Source organism: Colwellia sp. E150_009 (assembly GCF_053543955.1).
The window spans coordinates 59000-83114 of the sequence record NZ_JBHFOM010000012.1 but is presented as its reverse complement, the minus strand read 5'-3'; the positions used below and the strand labels follow the sequence as shown (position 1 = coordinate 83114).

Sequence of the window (24115 nt, the reverse complement as noted above, 5' to 3'; positions counted from 1 at the left end):
GGTTGGGCTTATTCAATGATGAATAGCGGTTGATCAAATTCTATAGCGTCTTCATTGTGCGCAAGAATCTCTTTAATAACCCCTGATTTATCAGCTTCTATTTGATTCATCATTTTCATGGCTTCAATAATGCATAATGTGTCACCAGCATTAACATGTTGGCCAACTTCGGTAAATGCAGGTGCTTCAGGAGAAGCTGAGGCGTAAAAAGTACCAACCATAGGAGAGCGTACTATGTGACCAGTTATTTCTGGTGCGGCTTCTTTAGCGGGGGCTGAGCTTACTGGAGCTACTGGCGCAGGCGCAGGCGGAGCTGCTTGTACTACTGGCGCGGCAACTGTTGTTTGTACTCCACGGCTAATACGTACAGATTCTTCTCCTTCTGATATTTCTAATTCATTGATCCCAGATTCTTCTACTAGCTCGATAAGTTTTTTTATCTTACGAATATCCATTAAGTTACCTTATTTTTTAATTTACGTTTATTAATATGAAGTTAGTTATTGTAAACTAACCATTATGTTGGTTAATAATGTGTATAGTATTATTTTGTTTTGTTCTTTTGAAGCCATGACTGCGCTGATTGCAGTGCAAAACTATAGCCATCAATGCCTAAACCACAAATGACGCCTTTGGCAATATCAGAAAAGTAAGAATGATGCCTAAACTTTTCTCTTGCATGAACGTTTGATAAATGGACTTCTATAAAAGGTATATCTACTGACAATAAGGCATCACGAATTGCGACACTCGTGTGCGTAAATGCTGCAGGGTTAATGATAATAAAATCAACTTTCTGATAAGCTTTGTGAATTGCTTCAATAAGCTGGTGTTCAGCATTTGATTGTATGTGAGAAAGCTTTATTCCTTTTTCATCAGCTTGTGCTGCTAACAAAGCAACAATTTCGTCTAAGGTCTGTGCACCATAAATTGTAGGCTCACGTTTACCTAACATGTTTAAATTTGGACCATTTAACATTAAAATTTCAAACTTTGTGCTCATTTTCGTCAAAAATACCTTTAAAGTGCAACTGGAGCCAATGATTACATAAAAAAATAATGTTGTGAATAAAAAAAGTAATTTTTTTATTATTGACGAATATTATAGTGTTTTCGCAGAATATAGCAGCAAAATACTGGTCTAACCTCTTTTGTGTTTTTTTTAATTATTCAAATTCACCATGTAGTATACAAACGGTTAAACGTTATTATTTAATTTAGTGCTCCTTGTAATAATTTTGTGTAGTTTTGGAGATCGGTTGCGTTAAAATTTATTATGAATATATAAAAGATAAACATAGAAAATTTTTTAATAAGCAGAGTTTCGTTCATAATTTAGAAATGAGGGTTGTACTGGTTTTAGAAAACCTGATATTGTATAATTTTATCAACAAGATAAGTTTCTGTAGGCAGCTACAATTAATTCCTACGTTCATTAAAAATCTTCATTTAGTCGTTGATAAATGCTTAAGCAAAACTGGTTTTAGTTATTGCTAAGTTTAAAAGGACTGTATTATCAAAACATTTACTTATTTATGTTTATTAGTATTTTTATTTTTTGGTTGTGCTTTTTCAAAGGCTTATGCTGTTGATATTATAGTGCATCCGTCTGTTAAGGAGTTTAAGCTCACTACTTCGCAATTACGGCGGATATATACCATGCGACAAACTCAGTGGGCTAATGGTCTTCGAATTACAGCTTATGTTTTACCTCGTCAGCATAGTATTCACCTACGTTTTACTAAAGATAAGTTACAAATGTTTCCTTATCAACTTGACCGTATTTGGAATAAACTAACTTATTCTGGGTTGGGGGTTGCACCCATTACAGTCAATACACCAGAAGAACTTATCAGTGCGATAAGGAAAACGCCAGGAGCAATTGGTTATGTCGAAAATACTAAAGATATGGAGGCTGTAAATGTTGTGCAAATTGAAAAGTAAAACAATTGAAAACTTGCTTTATGTGTTAAGTGCATTGCTTTCTTTTGTTGTTGTTAATATTGAAGCAGCAGAGCAAGATCTTCATTATCATGGCTTTATTGCTCAAGGGGTGATTGATGTTAACGGCAGTAATTTTGTTAATGATAACGGTGAGGTATCGTCAAAATTAACTGAGTTGGGTATCAATGGCTCATATCAATTAAGTGCTAATTTACGTTTGGCAGGACAAATTGTTTACTTAAATGGTGGGAATCGATTTGCAGAAGGGCTAAGGGTGGACTATGCACTGTTAGATTGGTCGGTTTATAAGAATTCAAATTGGCAAGCAAATTTATTTCTTGGCCGTTTTAAAAATAACCACTGGTTGTACTCTAGCTCTAGAGATATTCCTTTTGCTCGTCCTAGTATTATTTTACCGCAATCCGTTTATTTTGATGGTTTTAGAGACATTGCCGTGGGTGCTGATGGCGCTGCCATCAAAATTAGCCGAAGTGATGATTATTATGGCAATTTTGACTTTAACTTTAGTTATGGTACTTCTCCAATTTCGGATAAACAGGCTGATATAATTTTAAGTACAGATGCAAAAGGCGATGTAAAACAAGACTCTGATATACAAATTAGTCTTTATTGGCAACCAACATTTTCATCGTGGCGATTTGGTGTCTCATATTTGGATACAGTGTTTAAGTATCAGGAAAATAGCTTGGGTGATCGGTTTTTTGATGCTGATTTCTCTTTCCAATTTTACACTGTTAATGCGTTGTATGAGGGAGAGAGTTGGGAGTTTAGTGGAGAAGTATTCCAAGAAGTATTTAGTACCGAAGGATTTTATGTACCTACATTTAACAGTGAGCCTACTGGTCAAGGGATGTATGTACAGTCAAGATATAAGATAAATAGAGAATTAACTTTACTTGCAAGGTACGAACGTTTTTATAGTGACAAAAATGACAAAGACGGTAAAAAATTAGAACAACAAACAAACGGTACGGTGCCTGCTTATTTTGCATATCAAAAAGATACAACGATTGGTTTATCTTATGATTTTTCAAGTAATTTTAGGTTAAGATTTGAATATCATTGGCTTCAAGGTACAGGCAGGCTTACCCCTGTGGTTTTGCCAAACCCCGAAGTGAATAATAGTAAAAATTGGCAATTATGGGCTATGCAATTGATGTATTGGTTTTAAAACACAGTGTTAAAGTTGATTGTTTAGCATGAGTACACGAAAATTTTTTATAAAAAGAAAGTTTTTATTTTTGACGATTATTAACGTGTTTTCGCAGCATTTAGCAACACACTACTGGTCTAATCTCTTTGTTTTTATTTAAATAGTGGTTTTTTTTATCATTATTTACTACACTGGTTTTAATAAGTGTTATTCAATGTGTTGTTTTTAAAGGAATTCCATATTCTAAATAGATAAGGTAAATTGGTAAAATAATTGGAGGTAGGGTTTATTGTTAACGTAGAAAGAATTTCCCAAGTAAATAAATATAAAAATTCTTGATGCATTTAATAATTTAAAACTAAGGTTGTGTTAGCTATCCGACTTTGATGTTCCTTTTTATTGTCAATTATCGTTTGACTTGGTTTTTTACTATTAATGTTCATTACCAAACTTATTAAATTGCTCTAGTAGTTGGTAAATGTTCAAGCAATATTCACTTATAGCTAAGTGTAAAAAGGACTGTATCATCAAAACACTTAATTCTTTATGTTTACTAATATTTTTCGGTTGTATTTTTTTAAAGGCTTATGCTGTTGATGTAATTGTACACCCGTCTGTCAGTGAATCTAAATTTACCACTTCACAATTGCGACGTATTTATACGATGCGACAAACTCAGTGGGCTGATGGTGTTCGAATTACGGCTTATGTATTACCCCGACAACATAGTCTTCATTTACGCTTTACTAAAGATCGATTACAAATGTTTCCTTATCAACTTGATCGTATTTGGAATAAGTTAACTTATTCTGGCTTAGGCGTTGCGCCAATTACAGTAAATACACCAGAAGAATTGATGAATGCGGTAAGAAAAACGCCAGGAGCAATTGGTTATGTTGAAAGTATCAAGGATGCGGAGGGCGTAAATGTTATTCAAATTGAAAAATAAAATGAAACGCTTGTTTTGTAACTTAATTTTAATTGCGATACTTTTTCTTGTTGTTGCAAATGTTGAGGCTGCAGAGCAAAAGCTACACTATCATGGCTTTATTGCTCAAGGGTTAATTGATGTTGATGGTAGTAATTTTGTTAATGATGACGGTGAAATATCTTCGGAATTAACAGAACTGGGTATAAATGCGTCGTATCAAGTGAGCTCAAATTTCCGTTTGGCTGGACAAGTTGTTTACTTAAATGGTGGTAACCGCTATGCGGAAGGAACCCGTATTGATTATGCGTTAATTGATTGGTTAGCTTATACAGACAATAACTGGCGTACAAACATTTACTTAGGTCGTTTTAAAAATAATCATTGGTTGTATTCTAGCTCTAGAGACGTTCCTTTTGCGCGCCCTAGTATTATTTTACCGCAATCTATCTATTTTGATGGTTTTAGAGATATTGCTGTGGGTGCCGATGGTGCTGCCATCAAAATTAGCCGAAGCGATGATGATTATGGTAATTTTGACTTTAATTTTAGTTATGGGTCTAATCCTATCTCGAGTAAACAGGCCGACATCATTTTAAGCAAGCAATCCCAAGGGACCGTTAAGCAAGATTTTGAAGCTCAAGCCAGTTTTTATTGGCAACCTTTATTTTCACCGTGGCGATTTGGTGTTTCTTATCTAGACTCTGACTTTACTTATCGCGCTAATAAAGCACAAGATTTGTTTTTTGATGGCAGCTTTTCCTTTCAAACCACGAGTATAAATACTTTATATGAAGGCGAACAATGGGAGTTTAGTGGTGAGTTTCATGAAAGTAGATTTACAACAAAAGGTTTTTTTACACCAACCTTCTTAAAAAATCCAATTAGTCATCGTTGGTATGTACAATCTCGATATAAGCTCAATCATGAGCTAACCTTGTTAATGCGCTATGAAACTTTTGCTAGTGATAAAAATGATAAAAATGGTAATAAAATGGAACAGGAAACTAATGGCTTAGTTCCTGCTTATTTTGCATATCATGATGATACAACAATTGGTTTATCGTATGATTTATCGAGTAATTTTAGAGTAAGATTTGAATATCACTGGTTTCAAGGTACAGGTAGGCTTACCCCTGTAGTTTTGCCAAACCCCACGGTGAATAATAGTAAAAATTGGCAGCTATGGGCTGTGCAATTAATGTATTGGTTTTAATAGGGAATTAACTGATGGCAAAAAAATTTATTAGTGTCCCAACAAAGTTATTGTTGTTGATATTTTCAACACTATTGCTTTTGGCTATAGGTTTTTCTGCATTATCCCTATCGCGTTTACAAGATGAATATAAACAATTCCACCAAGAAACACTAGCTCAAGCACAAGCTCAATTTGCCTTACACAGTGATATTTTACGTTCAAAATTGAATGTTTGGCTTGAGTCTTTTGCTGAAATCACTAAATTTTCTCAGCAAGATAACTTTGCTGTTTTTGCTGATCAACTTGCTAACCAATTTGATGGGTTGCAATTTAACTTAAATGTGGAGAATGTTTGGCTAGTTGATGCCAATAAAAAACTCCTCTTTGTTACGTCTATTATGCCCTTGTCAGTGCAAGAAAATATTGACCAAGTGATAAAATATCAACGTCCTAATCATAAAATTCAATGTCAGTTACAATGCCAGTTATTATTAAGCGTTCCGCTATTGAATAACCAAGGCAATGTAGTCGTTATCACCATGAGTGCTAGTCTTGTTGATATGCTATACGCAATCAATACTTCGTTAAATAGCGAGGTGGCTGTGATTAGCATTCCTCTAGAGTCTAATCAATCTGAGTTTGAAACAAACATTATTTCGGCATCAAATATGGAGTTAGCACAAGCATTACTTGATGAAAATAAAGAAACTGATTTAGTGCGAGTACTTGCGCAGGGGCTACAAATAGATTTAGCCGACAATAGTTATTTGGTCAATTTGTTACCGTTAGCACAAAATAGTAAACGCGCATTTTATTTGTCTTTAATTGACGATGTAACCTCGTTTGAGAAAAAAAATGCACATTATGTAAAACAATTTTTAATTTCGCTTAGTGGTATCTTTTTTATTTTAGGTTTATTTGTTTATTTAGTTGCTCGTCCATTTACTAACCGGTTACTACGTTTATCTGGGGCACTTCCCTTATTGGCCAATAAAAAGTTTGATAAATTTCGTGAAGTAAGATTAAAAAGGCCATTGTTGTTTTCTGATGAATTGGACGTATTAACGCACTCAGCTTTAGATCTTAGCTATGAATTAGAGCAACTCAATATTGAAGTTGAGCAGAAAACGAAAGAGTTAGAAAATATAGCCATGTATGATCTGTTAACGGGGTTGCCTAATCGCAATATGTTAAATTATCAATTACGTAAGTCGATTGCTAATATTCGCAGGTACCCAGGCGGGGTTGCAGTATTATTTTTAGATCTGGATGATTTTAAAAAGGTTAATGACAGTAATGGCCATACCGAAGGCGATAAACTGTTAATTCAAGCTGCTGAGCGTGTACGCTTAAGTGTAGGTAAAATTGATTTAGCCTGTCGTTTTGGTGGTGACGAATTTGTAGTGATTTTAGGGAATTTAAAATCTGTAAATGAAGCGGTGGTGGTGGCCGATCAACTATTAACGCAATTTAAAGAACCGATAAGGTTAGGTTCGAGTATTTTTTATGTTTCTACAAGTATAGGTATTTCTTACACTGAGTCTTGTGAAGAGCATGCTGAAGATTTGATTTCTCATGCTGATATAGCTATGTACGAAGCCAAAGACAATGGTGGTAGCCAATTTCATGTATACCACCAAGAAATGTATCAACGTGTTGCTCATCGTGTAATGCTTGAAGGTGAAGTTCGTCAAGCGCTTGCTAAACAGCAATTTAGTTTAAGTTTACAACCACAATTACGAGCAAAAGATAAAAAGATATATGGTTTTGAGGCATTGCTACGTTGGCATCACCCTGAACGGGGTATGATTTCACCAGAAGATTTTATTCCTATTTTAGAAAACTCCCAACATATGATTGAGTTAGGCTATTGGATTATTCATCGTTGTTTTGAGTTAGCGATAATGATCAGAAAGCAAGGCTTAGAAGATACCATGATTGCCATCAATTTATCAGCAGGGCAGTTTGTTGATGTAAACCTACCCAGTTACTTACAAAGTTTATTAGACAAGTTTTCTTTATCAGCCGACATATTTGAATTAGAGCTAACAGAACAAATATTAGTGAAAGATATTGACCATACTATTTCTATGATGGACAGCTTAAAATCTATGGGCTTTAGTTTTGCCATTGATGATTTTGGTACGGGTTATTCGTCATTAGCTTATATTAAGAAAATGCCAATTGATGTGATTAAAATTGATAAAAGCTTCGTTTTTGGTATGTTGGAAAACCATGCTGATTATCAAATTATTATGTCAACGATTGCCATGGTGAAAAATTTAGATTTAATGGTTGTGGCTGAAGGCGTTGAAACAGCGGCACAATTGCGAAGTTTAACGGAAAATAATTGCGATATCATTCAAGGTTATTATTTCTCTAAGCCAATACCCGAAATAGAATTGAATGAGTTTATTAAAACGCATATTTATGACGGGTATTGGAAAACTCAGGTTGATAAAAGCGAATAATTTTACTTAATAGCATGAACGTATTAATATTTAATGATATTGCTATTATATCAATCTCACTAACTATGTGATCATTTCTACTGGTTAAAACAACCAACTACGGCGTTATTTATTTAATAATTAGAACAACTAGTTATTAAAATAAATGCCTTGTATTTGGCTGTTTTTCCTGCGTATAAAGTAGATCACCTAATTAATGAAATCGGTATTAGTGCTTTTGTATCACCAATAACAAGATCATCAAAAAACATATTTAATTAAAATATGCTGTTAATATGAGCACTAAATTTTGTTGCTTCCATAAAACCAGTAACACGTTGTTGACTTAGCTCATTTCCCTGTAAATCAAAAAATAAAATAGACGGTAAACCAAATACACTATAGTAATCCATTAGTTCAATATTTTGTTTTGTTCCTGTATTTGTTAAATCTATCTGTAATAAAATAGTGTTAGCAAGCGCTTCTTGTACATTTTTATCAGGGAAGGTGTATTGTTCAAACTCTTTACAGGCAACACACCAATCAGCGTATAAATCTAACATTACAGTTTTTCCTTGGCTATTGGCTTGAACAATAGCAGATTGTAATTCTGTTAGCGTAGTTACATGTTTAAAATGTTGGTTTATTTCTGCAACTGATGCGGTTTGAGTGATATTTTGTTTATTGTCACTGGCAATAATATTGTTAGCGACAAGTAATTGATAACTCATGTTTGCACCAAAAAACATCATTAAAAAAATGAGTAATGACCGCAAACCAAAACCGAAACTTTTCATCTTACTCGTTGTTGCGTTGGTAGCCGTACTTTGGTTGGCAACATAAAGATAGCTTGCTGAGCCTAATAATAAAAGTGTCCATAAAGTCTTACTGGCTAGTTCAGGTATAAAGCGCTCTAGCAAAAAGATAGGTACAGCAAGTAGTAACAAGCCGAAGATGTTTTTGATGATATTCATCCATGCACCTGCTTTGGGTAATAATTTACCGCCAGAACTACCTAAAACTAATAAAGGAAGTCCCATACCTAAACTTAAAGCATATAATGCTGAAGCACCTAATACCACATCACCAGTTTGAGAAATATACAATAAGGCTCCCGTTAACGGTGCGGTTGTGCAAGGTGAGGCAACTAGGCCTGAAATAACCCCCATCATAATAACACCCGTAATAGAACCGCCTTTTTGTTTATTACTTAAGTTATTTAATTTATTTTGCCAGCTTGCTGGTAGTGCTAAATTGAACACCCCAAACATTGATAAGGCTAAAAAAATAAATAAGATACTGAGCGCTATTAGTACAAAGGGGTGTTGGAATATTGCTTGAAATTGTGCACCTGCAAGGGCAACAACAATACCTAATAAAGTGTAAGTAACTGCCATACCTTGTACGTAGAAAAAAGATAATGTGAAGGCTTTTTTGGTGGTCAGACTCTTTGCCTGTTGGTTACCAGCCCCAACAATAATGCCTGTTAAAATAGGGTACATTGGGAACACACACGGGGTGAAAGAGAGTAACAATCCCCCCACAAAAAACGCAATTAAAGTTAGCAATAAACTGTCTTGCTTTAACATTTCAGCTAATTGGTGTTGTTCACTGGCTTGCGGTGCTGTCGTTTTACTTGTTGTTGATACGTTTTGTTCATTTTGTAAAGCGGATAAAATAGCTCCAGTGCTATTATTTTCGTTAACTTGAGTAATTACTTGGGTTAATGATATTTTCTTTTTAGTCGGTGGGTAACATAGCCCTTTATCAGCACAGCCTTGATAGCGCACTGTAATCACATCATTTTCAGACGCTTCTTCAATATTAATCGTAAGATTTAAGTTTTTTGTATAAATCTGTTGAACACCAAAAAATTCATCTTCATGATCTATCCCTTGCGGTAAATCAACAGGTGATATGCGAGCGTTGTCACTGGTAAATTTAAATTGATGGCGATACAGGTAATAACCTTCATTTATTTCAAAATTGATATTGAGTTGATTTTTTGCTTGATCAAAATTAAAAATAAATGCCTGATCAACTTTTAAAAATTCGTCATCATTACTAAAAAGAGAAGCGCTTGATGTGTCAAAAATAGATTGCTGCGCCTTGCTAGTAGTAGATTGAAAACAACCTAGTATGATAACTAAAGCAAAAAATAAAGCTTGCGAGAAACTTGAAAGTGATGATGATTTTTTCATTAAGTCTACTTTAAATATTCACGGATCCAGTTTAAATAGTGATTATCGCCTTGCTGGATATTCAAAGCGATCACCTCCACTACATCATAGGGATGTAATTCATTAATGCGAGCATTTAATTGTTTAAATTTATTACTCGTTGTCTTTATTAATAGTTGAACTTCACTGTCATATTGTACTTCATTTTGCCAATAATAAATTGACGTTATATTAGGTAATATATTGACACAAGCTGCTAGCTTTTCTTTAACTAAATACTCTGCAATGACTTTGGCTATTTGATCATCTGGGCAAGTTGTTAATACCAGTTGAGAATTCATAATATATCTCACAGTAATAATTTAATGTTATTCTCTTAAAAAAAACTTAACAAGGCTAGTAATATGTAAGCTAAAAATGTTCAATCCTTGAAAATGACCTGTTAAGCCCAATATATCTTACAAAGAAAACAGGAGTATTTATGTTTCGCCTATTATTTGCACTATTTGTTATCATCCCCATTATTGAAATCACTGTATTAATGCAAGTTGGAGAGCTGATTGGTGCTTGGCCAACCATTGCTATTGTTATTGTGAGTGCTTGGTTGGGGGCTAAATATGTGCGTCAACAAGGTATAGCTACGTTACAGTCAGTACAAACTAAGATGGCACAAGGAGAAATGCCCTCAAGTGAAATTGTAACAGGGTTAATGCTATTAGTAGCGGGAGTCTTGTTAGTTACGCCGGGCTTTGTTACGGATATTTTCGGATTATTGTTGCTTGTACCCGCTGTACGTCATACCTTAGCGCAGTCAGTACAAAAACATATAAAAACCAGCCAAGGTAATGCTTTTGGCGCAAGTGCGCATTTTCATTCATCTACATTTACGCAAGAAAATGGTCACGTTTATGAACATGAGGTAGATGACTATATTGACAAAAATAGTGCTTTTCATCATAACAAAGAGATTTCTCATGAAAATCACCATCAAGGTGAAACCATTGAAGGTGATTTTAAGCGAAAAGATTAATCACAAAGTAAATCATCAAAAAAACACATTAAAGACTTGTGAAGTGTTTTTTTAACCCCATTTAATTACACACAAACATATTTGTTATCACTAATAACTCTCAGGAGAAAATATATGAGTATTCGTCCATTACATGATCGCGTTATTGTAAAACGTAAAGAAGTTGAATCTAAATCAGCTGGTGGCATTGTGCTAACTGGTAGCGCTGCAGAAAAATCAACACGTGGTGAAGTCATTGCCGTTGGTAATGGTCGCATCTTAGAAAATGGTGAAGTGCGCGCATTAGACGTGAAAGTGGGTGACCAAGTCATTTTTTCTGAAGGCTACGGCGTTAAAACAGAGAAAATTGATGGCGAAGAAGTACTTATTTTAAGTGAGTCTGACATCTTAGCAATTGTAGAGTAATCTCAAGAATTTAATATTTTATTTGATGTTGAGCATAGCTCCATCACAATTTAACAAAATAGGAAAAATATAATGGCTGCAAAAGACGTATTATTTGGTAACGACGCTCGAGTAAAAATGCTTAAAGGCGTTAACGTATTAGCTGATGCTGTAAAAGTGACCTTAGGACCTAAAGGACGTAACGTTGTTTTAGACAAATCTTTTGGTGGTCCAACAATCACTAAAGATGGCGTTAGTGTTGCGAAAGAAATTGAATTAGAAGATAAATTTGAAAACATGGGCGCACAAATGGTGAAAGAAGTTGCTTCTAAAGCCAATGATGAAGCAGGTGACGGTACAACAACTGCCACGGTTTTAGCGCAAGCTATTGTTAATGAAGGCTTAAAATCTATTGCTGCGGGTATGAACCCAATGGATCTTAAACGTGGTATAGACAAAGCAGTAATTGCTGCTGTGGCTGCGTTAAAAGAATCATCTTCACCTGTTACTGATAACAAAGCGATTGAGCAAGTGGGAACAATCTCAGCTAACTCTGATGAAACTGTAGGTAAAATCATTGCAACAGCAATGGATAAAGTGGGCACTGAAGGGGTTATTACCGTTGAAGAAGGACAAGCTTTAATTGATGAATTAGATGTTGTTGAAGGTATGCAATTCGACCGTGGTTATTTATCTCCTTATTTTATCAATAGCCAAGAAAATGGCACAGTTGAATTAGAAAACCCTTTTATCCTTTTAGTTGATAAAAAAATCTCTAATATCCGTGAATTATTAACAACATTAGAAGGCGTGGCTAAAGCGGGTAAACCACTGTTAATTATTGCTGAAGATGTTGAAGGCGAAGCGTTAGCTACATTAGTTGTTAACAATATGCGCGGTATCGTAAAAGTTGCGGCTGTTAAAGCACCTGGTTTTGGTGATCGTCGTAAAGCAATGCTGCAAGATGTTGCAACCTTAACTGCTGGTACTGTAATTTCTGAAGAAATTGGTATGGAGCTTGAAAAAGCAACGTTAGAAGATTTAGGTCAAGCCAAACGTGTCATTATTTCAAAAGATACAACGACTATTATTGACGGTATTGGTGAAGAAGCCGATATTCAAGCACGTGTTGCACAAATTCGTGGTCAAATTGAAGAGTCTTCGTCAGATTACGATACAGAAAAGCTGCAAGAGCGTTTAGCTAAACTGGCAGGCGGTGTTGCGGTAATTAAAGTTGGTGCTGCTACAGAAGTTGAAATGAAAGAGAAAAAAGCACGCGTAGAAGATGCATTGCATGCAACACGCGCGGCTGTAGAAGAAGGCGTTGTAGCAGGTGGTGGTGTAGCTTTAGTACGCGCTGCTGAAGCAATCAAAGATCTTGAAGGTATCAACGAAGATCAAACACACGGTATTAATGTTGCCATTCGAGCAATGTCTGCTCCATTACGTCAAATTGCTACTAACTCGGGTGATGAAGCTTCTGTTGTACTAAATGAAGTACGTAACGGTAAAGGTAACTATGGTTACAATGCGGGTAACAGTACTTTTGGTGATATGTTAGAAATGGGTATTCTTGATCCAACTAAAGTAACACGTTCAGCATTACAATTTGCAGCGTCTGTTGCGGGCTTAATGTTAACAACTGAATGTATGATTACAGATCTGCCAGTTAAAGAATCACCTGCTCCTGCTATGCCTGATATGGGCGGTATGGGTGGCATGGGCGGTATGATGTAATTTATGCTTGATTAAATCGTCTACTTCATCGTTACTTTATTACTCGTTTAAGAAACACTAAACGTCGTAAATAAAGCGCCTTGAATTAAACAATTTACTCTGCGCATAAATGGTATTTGCTACTTAACGCTTAAATATAAAAACCTGCTTCGGCAGGTTTTTTGTTTTCAGGCGAGAATACTGATTAACGTTGAAAAGAATAGTGTGATATTCGTAGGTTATGTAAGAGTGTTTAGTGCAAAAGAAATCTTAGATGTGTTGTTAAATCCATCTAGTTATCTTGATAAAATTGTTGATGGCTCTGCTGAAGATGAACTTAGTAATAAATTTAAAAATGAAATTAACCAAGTAGATGAGGATCGATATCAACAAGCGCTGATATCTACCCGTGTTACATCAATAGTTAATAATGCACCAATACGCATTCCAGCCTTTATTGTTCCCCTTGAATTTGACGATGAACAAAAAGTTATTCAGTTTTTTATGGTGCCGTATTATGGGGCTTGTATTCATTTACCTCCGCCGCCGCCAAATCAAACTATTTTCGTGAATTACGCTAAGGGGGTAAAGCTTGAATCACTCTATGATCCCTATTGGGTGTCGGGTATTATCAAAACATCGCTTGTTGAGAATGATGGCAACGGCAGCATACTGTTGGAATCACCAAAAGCACCACAGAGTACTTCGTTGGTGCTTTCTGGTATAAATGTTTTTCAAAATATCTGGCGTTGTTCCTTCAATGGAACGTAGAGTCGTTACCTCGGAAACATTTTGTTTTTTTATTGATAGCAATATCATCCACAGTGGACGTACTCATGCGTTTTCCTCCCATGCAGGAAAAGGATCCTTTAAGGTTGCCCAGTGGCTTTTTCCTCTTAATAGATCATCTTCACAGAGCAAGCATTGATCTAGTGCCATCGTCATTCGTTTTTTGTCGAGTTGTTGACCAATAAACACGAGTTCTTGACGCATATCGCCGAAAGGCTCAACCCATTGTTTATTTATTTCATCAAGAGAAGCTTGATCAGTCGGCCAGTTATCTTTAGGAATAGATTTCCAAAACATCCCCGCAAAACCGTAATGTGCTATTCCGCCCGCTTGGCTCCATTGACCGCAAAATTGAGGACGAGACGCTAACCAAAAATAACCTTTTGATCGAATCAGTTTACCAAATTGTTCCGTGTTATGAAGAAACTGATAAAACTTTTCAGGGTTAAAAGGTCTGCGTGCAACGTAATTAAAGCTGCCAATACCATATTCTTCAGTTTCAGGTATATGTTCACCTCGCATCTCTTTAAGCCAGCCTGGCGCTTGCTGTGCACGTTCAAAATTAAATAACCCTGTATTTAATACTGAATTAATATCTACTTTACCTGACGATATAGGAATAATTTTAGCGTGTGTATTAAGTACTTTAAGAATAGCGTTAAGTCGCTCTATATCGGCGGCTTTAACTAAATCTGTTTTACTAATAAGGAGTACATCTGCAAATTCTACTTGGTCTATTAATAAATCTGCTACGCTACGTTCATCTTCATCACCAAGTGACTCGCCTGCGTCTTGTAAATATTGTGCTTCATCGTAATCTTTCAAGAAATTTACTGCATCAACAACAGTTACCATCGTATCTAACGTGGCAATATCTGATAATGAAATGCCATTCTCATCAGCGAATGTGAACGTTTCAGCCACAGGTAAAGGCTCAGAAATTCCTGTAGATTCAATGACGAGGTAATCAAATCGCCCCTCTTTTGCTAGCTTATTTACTTCCAGTAAGAGATCTTCACGTAACGTGCAACATATACAGCCATTACTCATTTCAACTAGCTTTTCATCACTGCGGTTGAGGGATACTTCACTTTTTACCAATGAAGCATCAATATTTAATTCGCTCATGTCATTAACAATGACAGCGACTTTTTGCCCCTGGCGGTTGTTAAGGATATGACTTAAGACAGTTGTTTTTCCTGCGCCTAAAAAGCCCGATAGTACCGTGACAGGTAATTTTTGCATAACCATGCTATGTATTCACTATTTCAATCTGACAATGTTGTTATGTTATAACATAACAACATTGTGTGCTACTACACATAATAAAAGTTGAATAAAATTTCATTTTATAGAGGTTTTCTTAGTGCCTGTTTTGAAATGTATTATTTGAATGACAAAGGTTATTGAATAATATCGAGAAAAATATGATGATACTGTTACTAATTTTTTATTAAAGGCTCATTATGGCTGGTGCTAGTTTACTTACCTTACTCGATGATATTGCGATGTTACTTGATGATATAGCGGTGTTATCGAAAGTTGCAGCAAAAAAAACAGCGGGTGTTCTCGGTGATGATCTTGCGGTCAATGCAGAGCAGCTCTCGGGAGGTATACGTGCCGATAGAGAGCTACCCGTTGTATGGGCCGTTTTTAAAGGTTCAATGATAAATAAAGCTATTTTGGTGCCTATTGCTTTATTACTTAGTTATTTTCTACCAATTGTCATTATGCCATTACTCATGCTTGGAGGGGCTTATTTGTGTTATGAAGGTTTTGAGAAAGTGTGGCATAACTTTACTGATAAAGCGGCGGTTGAGCATCATAAACAGCTGTTGAAATCAGCATTACAAGATCCTACGGTTGATTTACAGCAATTTGAAAAAGACAAGATAAACGGGGCAATTAGAACTGATTTTATTTTATCGGCAGAAATCATTATTATTGCGCTAGGCACTATTTCAGATAAGGAAATCACAACGCAAATTCCTGTATTAGCTTTTATTGCTGTTGTTATGACTGTTGGAGTGTATGGTTTAGTTGCAGGTATAGTGAAAATTGACGATGGCGGTTTAGCGCTTATAAAAGATAAGTCCTTATCAGTAGGGGGTAAGTTTAAGCGTGGTTTAGGTCAATTTATGATTGGTTTTGCCCCTAAACTAATGAAGTTTCTTGCTGTTGCTGGTACCGTAGCTATGTGGTTGGTCGGTGGTTCATTAATTACTCATGGTGTGCACAGCCTACATGATTTTATTACAATGGCCTCTGAATTTACGGCAGAGGCACCTGTTATTGGCAATATTCTCACGGCTATTACCCCACTTTCTATCGATCTTGTCGTTGGTTTTACCTTGGGGGCATTATTAGTATTTATTGAGCTTATTATTAAGAAGTATTCAATTAAATCATCTAGATAATCTATGTTTAGTGATTACTTTGCTAAATAAGCAATAGAGTCTCGTTCGATAAGCGCAGGATCAAAAGAGTGATTAATAATCAAATCTTCATGACGATAAACATTTTTTAATACCAATTTGGCTGCCATTTTCCCCATTTCGTCAACTGGGTTATTTATCGTGGTTAGTTTAGGGTAGATATGACGAGAAAAAATAATGTTATCAAAGCCTATTGTTGATAGATCTTCAGGCAATGAAAAATCATGCTCACGGGCATAAGTCATTGCTCCTGATGCCATTTCATCGTTGGCACATACGAGTGCAGTAAAATGAATTTTTTTATTTAAGAAGTATTTAAAGCCTTTTTTACCACCTGTTTCTTTAAAGTCACCTTCAAAATAGAGGGCATCATTGAAAGGTATTTTGTACTCAGATAATGCCCGTTTGTGTCCTGTTAATCTGTTTTGTGAATCAGGTTTAAATTGAGGGCCACCAATATAGGCTATATTGGTATGTCCATGCTCAATAAGGGCTTTTGTTGCAAGATAGCCACCTAGTTCATTATCAAGATAAATACAATTTTCTTTTAAGGCTGGAATTATTCGGCTCATAAAGTAAATAGGCGTTTTACCTTTACTTAACTCAATCAAATACTCATCAGTTAAACCTTCAACATGTATTATTAAAGCATCACAATTACGAGAGATTAGAAAATCAATGCCTTCTTTTTCTTTATCTTCTTCACTATGCCCAGGGGTAATAATAACGTGTTTTCCTGCAGCTCTTAACTCAGCTTCAATACCAGCCATCATTTGACCGAAGAAAGGACCATGTAATTCAGAAACTAAAATACCAACACTATTTGTACAATTTGAAGCTAATGACTGCGCGATTGAGTTAGGACGGTAGCCTAGTTCATCCATGGCTTTTTCAACTTTTTGACGTGTTTTGTCACTAACACGCGCATTGTTGTTAATAACGCGTGAAACGGTTGCTAGTGAAACACCAGCCAAACTTGATACCTCATAAATTGTTGCCATATTTATCCTGTAGTGTGCGAGCCGTTATCCCATTATTTGAATAGATTATAACGTCAGACAAACCATCATTTTATCATAATTTAGTTTTACTAAACTAGTTGATTATCGATAGTATGAAAACTAAATGATATTATTCAATAGTGGGTTAATTTCCACCTATTGGTGTACGTCTTTGGTTTAAAGCGTTACTAATTTGTTGATTTTTATGGCTCGACAGAGGATAAAATACCATGAGTGTTGCACCAGCAAAGGCAAAGGCAGCAGGGATCCAACTCATGAGTAGTTGCATGCCTGGTAACGCACCTTCAATGGTACTTTTATCCATACCGTTATAACCGTAATTGGCTAGTACAACTAAAACAAGCGCACCTGCAAAACCACCTCCCGTTTTTTGAACAAAAGTGCCAGCCGAATATATCAAGCCAGTCGCTCGTCGACCATTTTTCCATTCTGAATAATCTGCAGAATCTCCTAGCATGCTAAAGAATAAAGTTGGCATCATAGCGGCAAAAAATTCAGCAGAGCAACCTAAAATAAAAATAGCTGGAATGTTTCCAGACGGAACCCAATAAAAACCGACAGTTAATAAGCCGCTACATAATAACGAGACAATAAATAGGTTTGGTTTTCCCATTTTTTTAGATAAATATCCCGTGCATAATGCACCCAAAATTGACACTAATAGTAAAGCGATAAAATATTTACCTGCCATTAGCTCATCACCTACTTGGTATTTAAAATAATAAGCGATAACACCATATTTTATACCATTGAACATCATGGTTAAAAAACCCATGCCCAATAGTATTAACCAAGGTTTATTAGTAAGTAAGTCCAGCATGTCTTGTTGAGTACCACTAATGCCATTGTTTTTTTGATTACTTTCTTGATTCGTTGCTGTATTTGTTAATCGTTTGATAAGTAGCCACATAAAAAATGCTATGGCAAAGAAAAATAGCCCACTATATAAATTGCGGTAATAGAAAAACAAGGTGGCAGCTAGCAAAGGTAAAATAATAAAGGGCAAATTTTTACTCAAATCGATTAGATCTGACTTCAATGTGGTTGTTTCATCAATTGTTGGAATAACGCGTTCTTTTGTTGTGAAGAAAGTAATTAACATTAGCACTGTGAGCAAAGCAGCAAAGAGATACATAGTGTACTGGTAGCCTTGAGCATCATCACCTTGGCCAAAGTAGGCAACTAGGTCGGGTAAAAAACCCATAACCAACAAACCTCCTGCAAATGCACCAGCAAAACGAAAACCAGATAAGCTAGTACGCTCAGTGTCACAAGGGGTTATAACTCCCATTAAAGCCGAGTAAGGTACATTATTTAGAGTGTATGCGAGTGTTAAACCTATGTAAGTAATATAAGCGTAGACGAGTTTACTGCTGTAACTAAGTTCAGGCGTTGTAAAACAAAGTACCATAAACAGCGCTAAAAAAGGGGTTGACCATAGAACCCAAGGACGAAACTTACCCCAAGGTGTATTGGTTCTATCAGCTATCATTCCCATGATTATATCGGTAACACCATCAGATAAACGTACCACTAAAAACAGCATGGCGGCGGCAGCTGCAGTTAAACCAAAAGTATCAGTATAAAAAACAGCTAAATAAGCTAAGGCACCGCGCCATACTAAATTGGCGGCAGCATCCCCCATGGCATACCCCACTTTTTCATAAAAAGGTAGTTTATTCATTGTGTTTCCCATCTTAATTTTTGATATTAAAATCTTCGTTATTTAACTGTATTATCGGCTAATGCTATCGATTGCTAATTAATGCTTTATAGGCGTGGCCACTATTTTTTATTGTTCTAACTTGGCTTTCATAATCAACATAAACAATACCGAAGCGTTTTAAATAACCTTCCGCCCATTCAAAGTTGTCCATTAAACTCCAAGCAAAATAGCCTTTTATATTAACGCCTTGTTCTATTGCGTCATTAACGGCATTAAGGTGCTGTTGATAATATTCTATGCGAACATTGTCATTAACAACACCATCAATAAGTTTGTCGTCGGTTGCAGCACCATTTTCGGTAATATAAATAGGGGGTAATGTATATTTTTCATTTAATGAAACAAGTAATTCACTGAAAGCTTTAGGGTATATTTCCCAGCCAATATCTGTACGTGGTTCAGGGGGGGGGATTTGAACAAATCGGGCTTCACTATCTGCTTTGTAGATGGCTCGAGTGTAAAAATTAATACCTAAAAAATCAATGGGGTGGGATATTATTTCCATATCACCCTCTTGTATTTCAGGGTGATGTTCTGCAGGTAATTGAGCTAATATGTTAGGGTAGGCGCCGTCAAAAATTGGCTTAATATACCATTGGTTAAAATAATTATCTGCAAAATCGCTAGCAACTTTGTCTGCTGGTGAATCTGATGAAGGATAGCAAGGTGTGAAGTTTAGTACTATGCCATTTTTAGTATTAGGGCTATTTTTTGCAAGTACTTTCATTGCTAAACCATGGGCGAGTAATAGGTGATGAGCTGCTTTTCTGCCATATTCTTCCCCAACTTTTCCAGGGGCATGAATACCTATTTCATACCCTAAAAATGAGCTGCAAAAGGGTTCATTTAGTGTTGCATAAGAGTATACACGATTACCAAAAGCTTGGGTGATTAGGTTTACGTAGTCTTGGAATTTGTAGGCAGTTTCTCTGTTTAACCAGCCACCTTTATCTTCTAAGTGTTGGGGAAGATCCCAGTGATACAGGGTGACAAAAGCTTTAATGTTTTTGCTTTTTAGTTCATCAAGAATGTTGATGTAAAAGTTAACGCCATCAGGATTCAGGGTTCCTGATTGTGTCATAACTCTTGGCCATGAAATAGATAAACGATAAGCATCAACACCTAATGATTCGATTAATGCAATATCTTCTTTCCATAAATGATAGTGATCACAGGCAATTAATCCATGGGAGCCATCAACAACTTTATTCGGAGTATTACAAAAAGTGTCCCAAATGCAGGGTAATCTAGTTTTTGCCCCACCTTCAATTTGAAATGAGGCAGTGGCGACGCCATAAATGAAATTATCTTTTAGCATAGTAGAGTTTTGGGGCAAAGAAAGTTTGGCTGTCATTGAATATACCTATTACTTAAAACTTGTTTTAATTATTTATTAAAAGCGCTTTCAATAAATGTTGATTAAAGAGGTAAGATAGTCTTTAATATAGATATGTAAGCGCTTACATTGTTAAGGTTAGTGTTTTCTCTAACCTAGGTCAACTAATTTCATCAGTTTTTCATTTCAGCTGTTTTAATTCGCTGCTATGGGGCATAAATAGCTACTAAGCTGTGCTGATTAATCAAGCATGTAGGTATAGCGTATTAAATTAGTAATAAAATAAACGTAAAGAGGCTCATATGGCAATACATTCAAGTTCAGGCACCATCGAGCGATTAGCAAATAATCAAGCGCAGGGGAATTACCGTTTTGCATTGACGTCTTTAACGTCATTGTTTTTTATGTGGGGTTTTATTACTTGTTTAAATGATATATTAATTCCTCATTTAAAAGGTGTGTTTGATTTATCGTACAGTCAAGCCATGTTAGTGCAATTTTGTTTTTTTGGTGCTTACTTTCTAGTGTCTTTACCTGCTGGTGTTATGGTCAAAAAACTGGGTTACCAAAAAGGTATTGTTATTGGTTTGTCTATTGCGGCACTAGGCTGTTTATGTTTTTATCCTGCCGCAGCTTTGCATAGTTACCCTATATTTTTAATGGCGTTGTTTATTCTAGCTAGCGGCATTACTTTATTGCAAGTGTCTGCTAATCCTTATGTCAGCATATTGGGTGAAGCAAAAACTGCTTCATCACGTTTAACCATGACACAAGCATTTAATTCATTAGGAACAACAATTGCGCCTTTTTTCGGTGCGTTTTTAATTTTGAATCATGCAGCAGAGTCAATGTCTGTTCAAGCTTCTGCTGAAGCTGTACAACTTCCATATATATATTTAGCTGCAATGCTCGTTGTACTAGCCGTAATTTTTGCCAGATTAAAACTCCCTAATATAGAGGAAACTGATATTCATCATAACGATAATAAGATTAATCTAGGTAGTGCTTGGGGGTATAGCCATTTAGTGTTGGGGGCTATTGGTATTTTTGTTTATGTTGGAGCTGAAGTCTCTATTGGTAGTTTTATAGTCAGTTTTTTTGCTGAACCATCCATTGCGGGTTTAGCAGAATCTGAGGCTGCAAAATATATTGCATATTATTGGGGCGGCGCGATGACTGGACGATTTATTGGTGCTGTTGTTATGCAGAAGGTTGATGCGGGTAAATTATTATCTTTTAATGCAACAGTTGCTTGCTTGTTAATTTTAGTGGCTACTTTATCTTCAGGCAGTGTTGCTATGATTGCCATTTTAGTGGTGGGATTGTGTAATTCAATTATGTTCCCAACTATCTTTAGCCTTGCCATTAATGGCTTAGGAAAACATACCAGTCAAGGAGCGGGGATTTTATGTTTAGCGATTGTCGGTGGTGCAATCATTCCAATTTTTCAAGGTTTTTTGGCTGACAATATTGGCATTCAGCATTCTTTTTTCTTACCTATTTTATGTTATCTATTTATCACTTATTACGGCTTGATAGGCAGTAAAGTTAAAAACTAGCCGCATTTTTAGTTAATCCTCCAGTTAATAATGAAACGATAAGAAGTCAAATAATAAAATATAATCATTTAATTCAACTAAATGCTAAAAATAGCCTCAATAAAACAATCAATACAGGGTTATTGTGTTTTTCTTTCTCAATGGTAACTTTGGGCTGTAATGAGGTTCGTTATGACAAAAACTCAGTTCAAACCTTGATTAGCATTAATGCAACTGAGAGTGACTCTAGAGTGCAATCTACTATTGATGTTTGGCCAAAGTTCGAGATAGCGGTAAAAAAGGATGCAAGCATTGAAAGCAAGATAGCAAAGTTACTTGCAACTATGACGTTAGAACAAAAGGTAGCACAAATGATTCAACCTGAAATTCGTGATATTACCGTTGATGATATGTGTAAGTATGGTTTTGGCTCTTTTCCTACTCACGATAAACATGCAATGCTTAATTAAAAAAGGATGAATGGCAGACGTTGAACATAGATTTACAGTGTTTCGAAAAAAGTGGCGTAGATATTACTAAAGTAAAAAGCTCCTTTGTTTTATCGTCAATTGAATCTTTAATTATTGATTTTTCAGGTGTTGTTATAAAACCTAATAGCGTGAACTCTGCAACACTAAACTGTTGGTGCCATTGTTTTTATTGAGCGAAACGCCATTATTAGCTCTCACCTTTGAGAGTTAATAATGGCGTAAATTTCAGATATTAAAAAGCATGCCGGAAGCTATGATTTGCAATATTGTTGTATGAAGTCGGCATGACTTGGTAGCTTTTCTACCGCATTAGCAATAGATGCTTTTAAGCTACTCATAAAGTGATTTAGCTCTTTCTCGTTCATGATATCTGCAATTTTATGGTACTGTGTTGGCATAATGCCTTGACCCAGCATGACCTGAGTCCATGAATCAACACGGAAAATATCACCATCGTCTAAAAATACTCGTCCTGTTTCTTTAAATAATTGTATCTTATGTGCAAGAGAAGGAGGAATTTCCATATTCTTACAATGTAACCAAAAATCACTGTCCTCTCGCTGCGTCGCTTTATAATGCAATATAATAAAATCGCGAACGGCATTTAATTCTGAATCAAGCTTGGTATTATATTCATCGATAGCTGATTGATAGATGCCATCAAACGGGAATAAACGTAATAATCTGATAATGCCTGACATAATTAAATGAATACTTGTTGACTCAAGTGGTTCAATAAAGCCAGCAGATAAACCTAAAGCGACACAATTTTTGTTCCAACCCTTACGGCGTCTACCTGTGTTAAATTTAATGACTCGAGGCTCTGTCAGTATGTCACCTTCAATATTTTTTGTTAACGTATCAAGAGCCTCTTCGTCACTGCAATACTTACTGCAGAATACTAAGCCGTTACCAACACGATTTTGTAGAGGGATTTTCCACTGCCAGCCATTTTTATGGGCAATTGAACGTGTATAAGGAATTGGATCAGATATTGTTTTGGTTTGCACTGCAATGGCACTATCGCAAGGCAACCAATGCGACCAATCATCGAACCCTGTATGCAGAGCTTGCTCAATTAAAAGCCCTCTAAACCCAGTGCAATCAATAAAGAAATCGCCGTCAATAACTTGTCCTGATATCAAGGTAAGCGAACTAATGTTACCTGATTTATGATCTTTGCTTACCTGTTGAATTTTACCTTCAATGCGGGTTACGCCAAGATTTTCACTAAATTCTCGTAAATATTTAGCATAGATAGTGGCATCAAGGTGATACGCATAATTGATTGGTGTATTCTTTGATAAGGCAAACTTTTGTGCTTTTGCGGCCTGCAGTTCGTAGCAATAATCACCAAAGTCAGCATTAATACCATTGCGTAAACCATGTAACCAAAAGTGATGAAATTCACCTGCCCAGCATTCTTTTCCTGTGGCGCCAAATGAGTGAATGTAGTTTTTACCTTCTTGCCCCCAGTTTTCAAAGCCGACTCCGAGTTTAAAAGTGGCATTTGTAATCCGCATTAATTCTTGTTCGTCAATACCGAGTAACTTATGAAATGTTCTTATGGGAGGAATAGTGGCTTCACCCACACCTATCGTGGCAATTTCATCTGATTCAACTAAGGTAATATTCAAATTTTTACCGAGTAGCTTTGAGAAAGCGGCCGCCGCCATCCAGCCAGCTGTTCCACCGCCAGCAATAACAATATTCTGTATTTTATTATTCATAATTTACCCTTATCAGTATTTTTACTAAGGAAACTAATTAATTG

Annotated in this window: 20 protein-coding genes and 2 pseudogenes; 13 read left to right on the top strand and 9 right to left on the bottom strand. The window is 35.9% G+C overall.

Translation table 11 applies throughout. The features are described 5' to 3' along the window. Positions 1-8: 8 nt before the first annotated feature. The gene (accB, locus tag ACE1OF_RS07820; RefSeq protein ID WP_448893725.1) at positions 9-455 is read right to left on the bottom strand and encodes an acetyl-CoA carboxylase biotin carboxyl carrier protein; all 447 of its coding nucleotides are present in this window, start codon (positions 453-455) and stop codon (positions 9-11) included. Positions 456-544: 89 nt separating this feature from the next. Then, entirely contained in the window at positions 545-1003 is a 459-nt protein-coding gene (gene aroQ, locus ACE1OF_RS07815) for a type II 3-dehydroquinate dehydratase (RefSeq protein WP_448893723.1), read from the bottom strand. Positions 1004-1659: 656 nt separating this feature from the next. Between aroQ and ACE1OF_RS07810 the strand changes: the two genes are divergently transcribed. The 5 genes from ACE1OF_RS07810 to ACE1OF_RS07790 all read left to right on the top strand — a co-directional run bounded on the left by ACE1OF_RS07810 (position 1660) and on the right by ACE1OF_RS07790 (position 7715). After that, on the top strand, positions 1660-1944 hold the full coding sequence (locus tag ACE1OF_RS07810) for a hypothetical protein (RefSeq protein WP_448893722.1): 285 nt from the start codon (positions 1660-1662) through the stop codon (positions 1942-1944). Further along, positions 1922-3136, top strand: a complete 1215-nt coding sequence (locus ACE1OF_RS07805) for a hypothetical protein (protein WP_448893721.1) — start codon at positions 1922-1924, stop codon at positions 3134-3136. Before ACE1OF_RS07810 ends, ACE1OF_RS07805 begins: the two co-directional genes overlap by 23 nt. Positions 3137-3596: 460 nt before the next feature. Continuing rightward, positions 3597-4067 carry a hypothetical protein gene (locus tag ACE1OF_RS07800; RefSeq protein ID WP_448893720.1) on the top strand — a complete coding sequence of 157 codons (471 nt, stop codon included), beginning with the start codon at positions 3597-3599 and terminating at the stop codon, positions 4065-4067. Next, positions 4045-5262 carry a hypothetical protein gene (locus ACE1OF_RS07795; protein WP_448893719.1) on the top strand — a complete coding sequence of 406 codons (1218 nt, stop codon included), beginning with the start codon at positions 4045-4047 and terminating at the stop codon, positions 5260-5262. Before ACE1OF_RS07800 ends, ACE1OF_RS07795 begins: the two co-directional genes overlap by 23 nt. Before the next feature lie 14 nt (positions 5263-5276). Then, positions 5277-7715, top strand: coding sequence for an EAL domain-containing protein (locus ACE1OF_RS07790; RefSeq protein WP_448893718.1), 2439 nt, complete (start codon positions 5277-5279; stop codon positions 7713-7715). Positions 7716-7972: 257 nt separating this feature from the next. Here ACE1OF_RS07790 and ACE1OF_RS07785 read toward each other — a convergent pair whose 3' ends face one another. Next, complete coding sequence (locus tag ACE1OF_RS07785) at positions 7973-9895, bottom strand: protein-disulfide reductase DsbD (RefSeq protein ID WP_448893717.1); 1923 nt, start codon at positions 9893-9895, stop codon at positions 7973-7975. Between the two features lie 5 nt (positions 9896-9900). Continuing rightward, positions 9901-10215 carry a divalent-cation tolerance protein CutA gene (cutA, locus tag ACE1OF_RS07780; protein WP_448893716.1) on the bottom strand — a complete coding sequence of 105 codons (315 nt, stop codon included), beginning with the start codon at positions 10213-10215 and terminating at the stop codon, positions 9901-9903. Between the two features lie 140 nt (positions 10216-10355). Between cutA and ACE1OF_RS07775 the strand changes: the two genes are divergently transcribed. The 4 genes from ACE1OF_RS07775 (at position 10356) to ACE1OF_RS07760 (ending at position 13775) form a co-directional block, all read left to right on the top strand. Continuing rightward, entirely contained in the window at positions 10356-10904 is a 549-nt protein-coding gene (locus tag ACE1OF_RS07775; RefSeq protein ID WP_448893715.1) for an FxsA family protein, read from the top strand. Between the two features lie 114 nt (positions 10905-11018). After that, positions 11019-11309: a co-chaperone GroES gene (locus tag ACE1OF_RS07770; protein ID WP_448893714.1), complete on the top strand. Its 291-nt coding sequence runs from the start codon at positions 11019-11021 to the stop codon at positions 11307-11309. 72 nt (positions 11310-11381) lie between these two features. After that, positions 11382-13025: a chaperonin GroEL gene (gene groL, locus ACE1OF_RS07765; RefSeq protein ID WP_448893713.1), complete on the top strand. Its 1644-nt coding sequence runs from the start codon at positions 11382-11384 to the stop codon at positions 13023-13025. A gap of 228 nt (positions 13026-13253) precedes the next feature. Next, a complete protein-coding gene (locus ACE1OF_RS07760) occupies positions 13254-13775 on the top strand; it encodes a DUF3299 domain-containing protein (protein ID WP_448893712.1) in 522 nt (173 codons plus the stop codon). Between the two features lie 63 nt (positions 13776-13838). On the opposite strand, the gene zigA is transcribed toward ACE1OF_RS07760, so the two are convergent. Further along, positions 13839-15044: a zinc metallochaperone GTPase ZigA gene (gene zigA, locus ACE1OF_RS07755; RefSeq protein ID WP_448893711.1), complete on the bottom strand. Its 1206-nt coding sequence runs from the start codon at positions 15042-15044 to the stop codon at positions 13839-13841. Positions 15045-15259: 215 nt separating this feature from the next. On the opposite strand from zigA, the gene ACE1OF_RS07750 reads away from it, so the two are divergent. Then, a complete protein-coding gene (locus ACE1OF_RS07750; RefSeq protein WP_448893710.1) occupies positions 15260-16210 on the top strand; it encodes a DUF808 domain-containing protein in 951 nt (316 codons plus the stop codon). A gap of 14 nt (positions 16211-16224) precedes the next feature. Here ACE1OF_RS07750 and ACE1OF_RS07745 read toward each other — a convergent pair whose 3' ends face one another. The 3 genes from ACE1OF_RS07745 to ACE1OF_RS07735 all read right to left on the bottom strand — a co-directional run bounded on the left by ACE1OF_RS07745 (position 16225) and on the right by ACE1OF_RS07735 (position 20330). Continuing rightward, positions 16225-17229 (bottom strand): LacI family DNA-binding transcriptional regulator, encoded by a 1005-nt coding sequence (locus tag ACE1OF_RS07745; protein ID WP_448893709.1) that lies wholly within the window; start codon positions 17227-17229, stop codon positions 16225-16227. 145 nt (positions 17230-17374) lie between these two features. Continuing rightward, on the bottom strand, positions 17375-18934 hold the full coding sequence (locus tag ACE1OF_RS07740) for an MFS transporter (protein WP_448893708.1): 1560 nt from the start codon (positions 18932-18934) through the stop codon (positions 17375-17377). A 64-nt stretch (positions 18935-18998) separates the two neighbouring features. Next, positions 18999-20330 (bottom strand): GH1 family beta-glucosidase, encoded by a 1332-nt coding sequence (locus tag ACE1OF_RS07735; RefSeq protein ID WP_448893707.1) that lies wholly within the window; start codon positions 20328-20330, stop codon positions 18999-19001. A 284-nt stretch (positions 20331-20614) separates the two neighbouring features. Between ACE1OF_RS07735 and ACE1OF_RS07730 the strand changes: the two genes are divergently transcribed. The 3 genes and pseudogenes from ACE1OF_RS07730 to ACE1OF_RS07720 form a co-directional block, all read left to right on the top strand. Next, positions 20615-21871: a sugar MFS transporter gene (locus tag ACE1OF_RS07730; RefSeq protein ID WP_448893706.1), complete on the top strand. Its 1257-nt coding sequence runs from the start codon at positions 20615-20617 to the stop codon at positions 21869-21871. 140 nt (positions 21872-22011) lie between these two features. Then, positions 22012-22308 (top strand): annotated as a pseudogene (locus ACE1OF_RS07725) (glycoside hydrolase family 3 protein); the annotation flags it as partial. A 23-nt stretch (positions 22309-22331) separates the two neighbouring features. Further along, positions 22332-22514 (top strand): annotated as a pseudogene (locus ACE1OF_RS07720) (putative glycoside hydrolase); the annotation flags it as partial. Between the two features lie 78 nt (positions 22515-22592). Here ACE1OF_RS07720 and ACE1OF_RS07715 read toward each other — a convergent pair. Next, complete coding sequence (locus ACE1OF_RS07715) at positions 22593-24071, bottom strand: tryptophan halogenase family protein (RefSeq protein ID WP_448893705.1); 1479 nt, start codon at positions 24069-24071, stop codon at positions 22593-22595. Between the last annotated feature and the right edge of the window lie 44 nt (positions 24072-24115).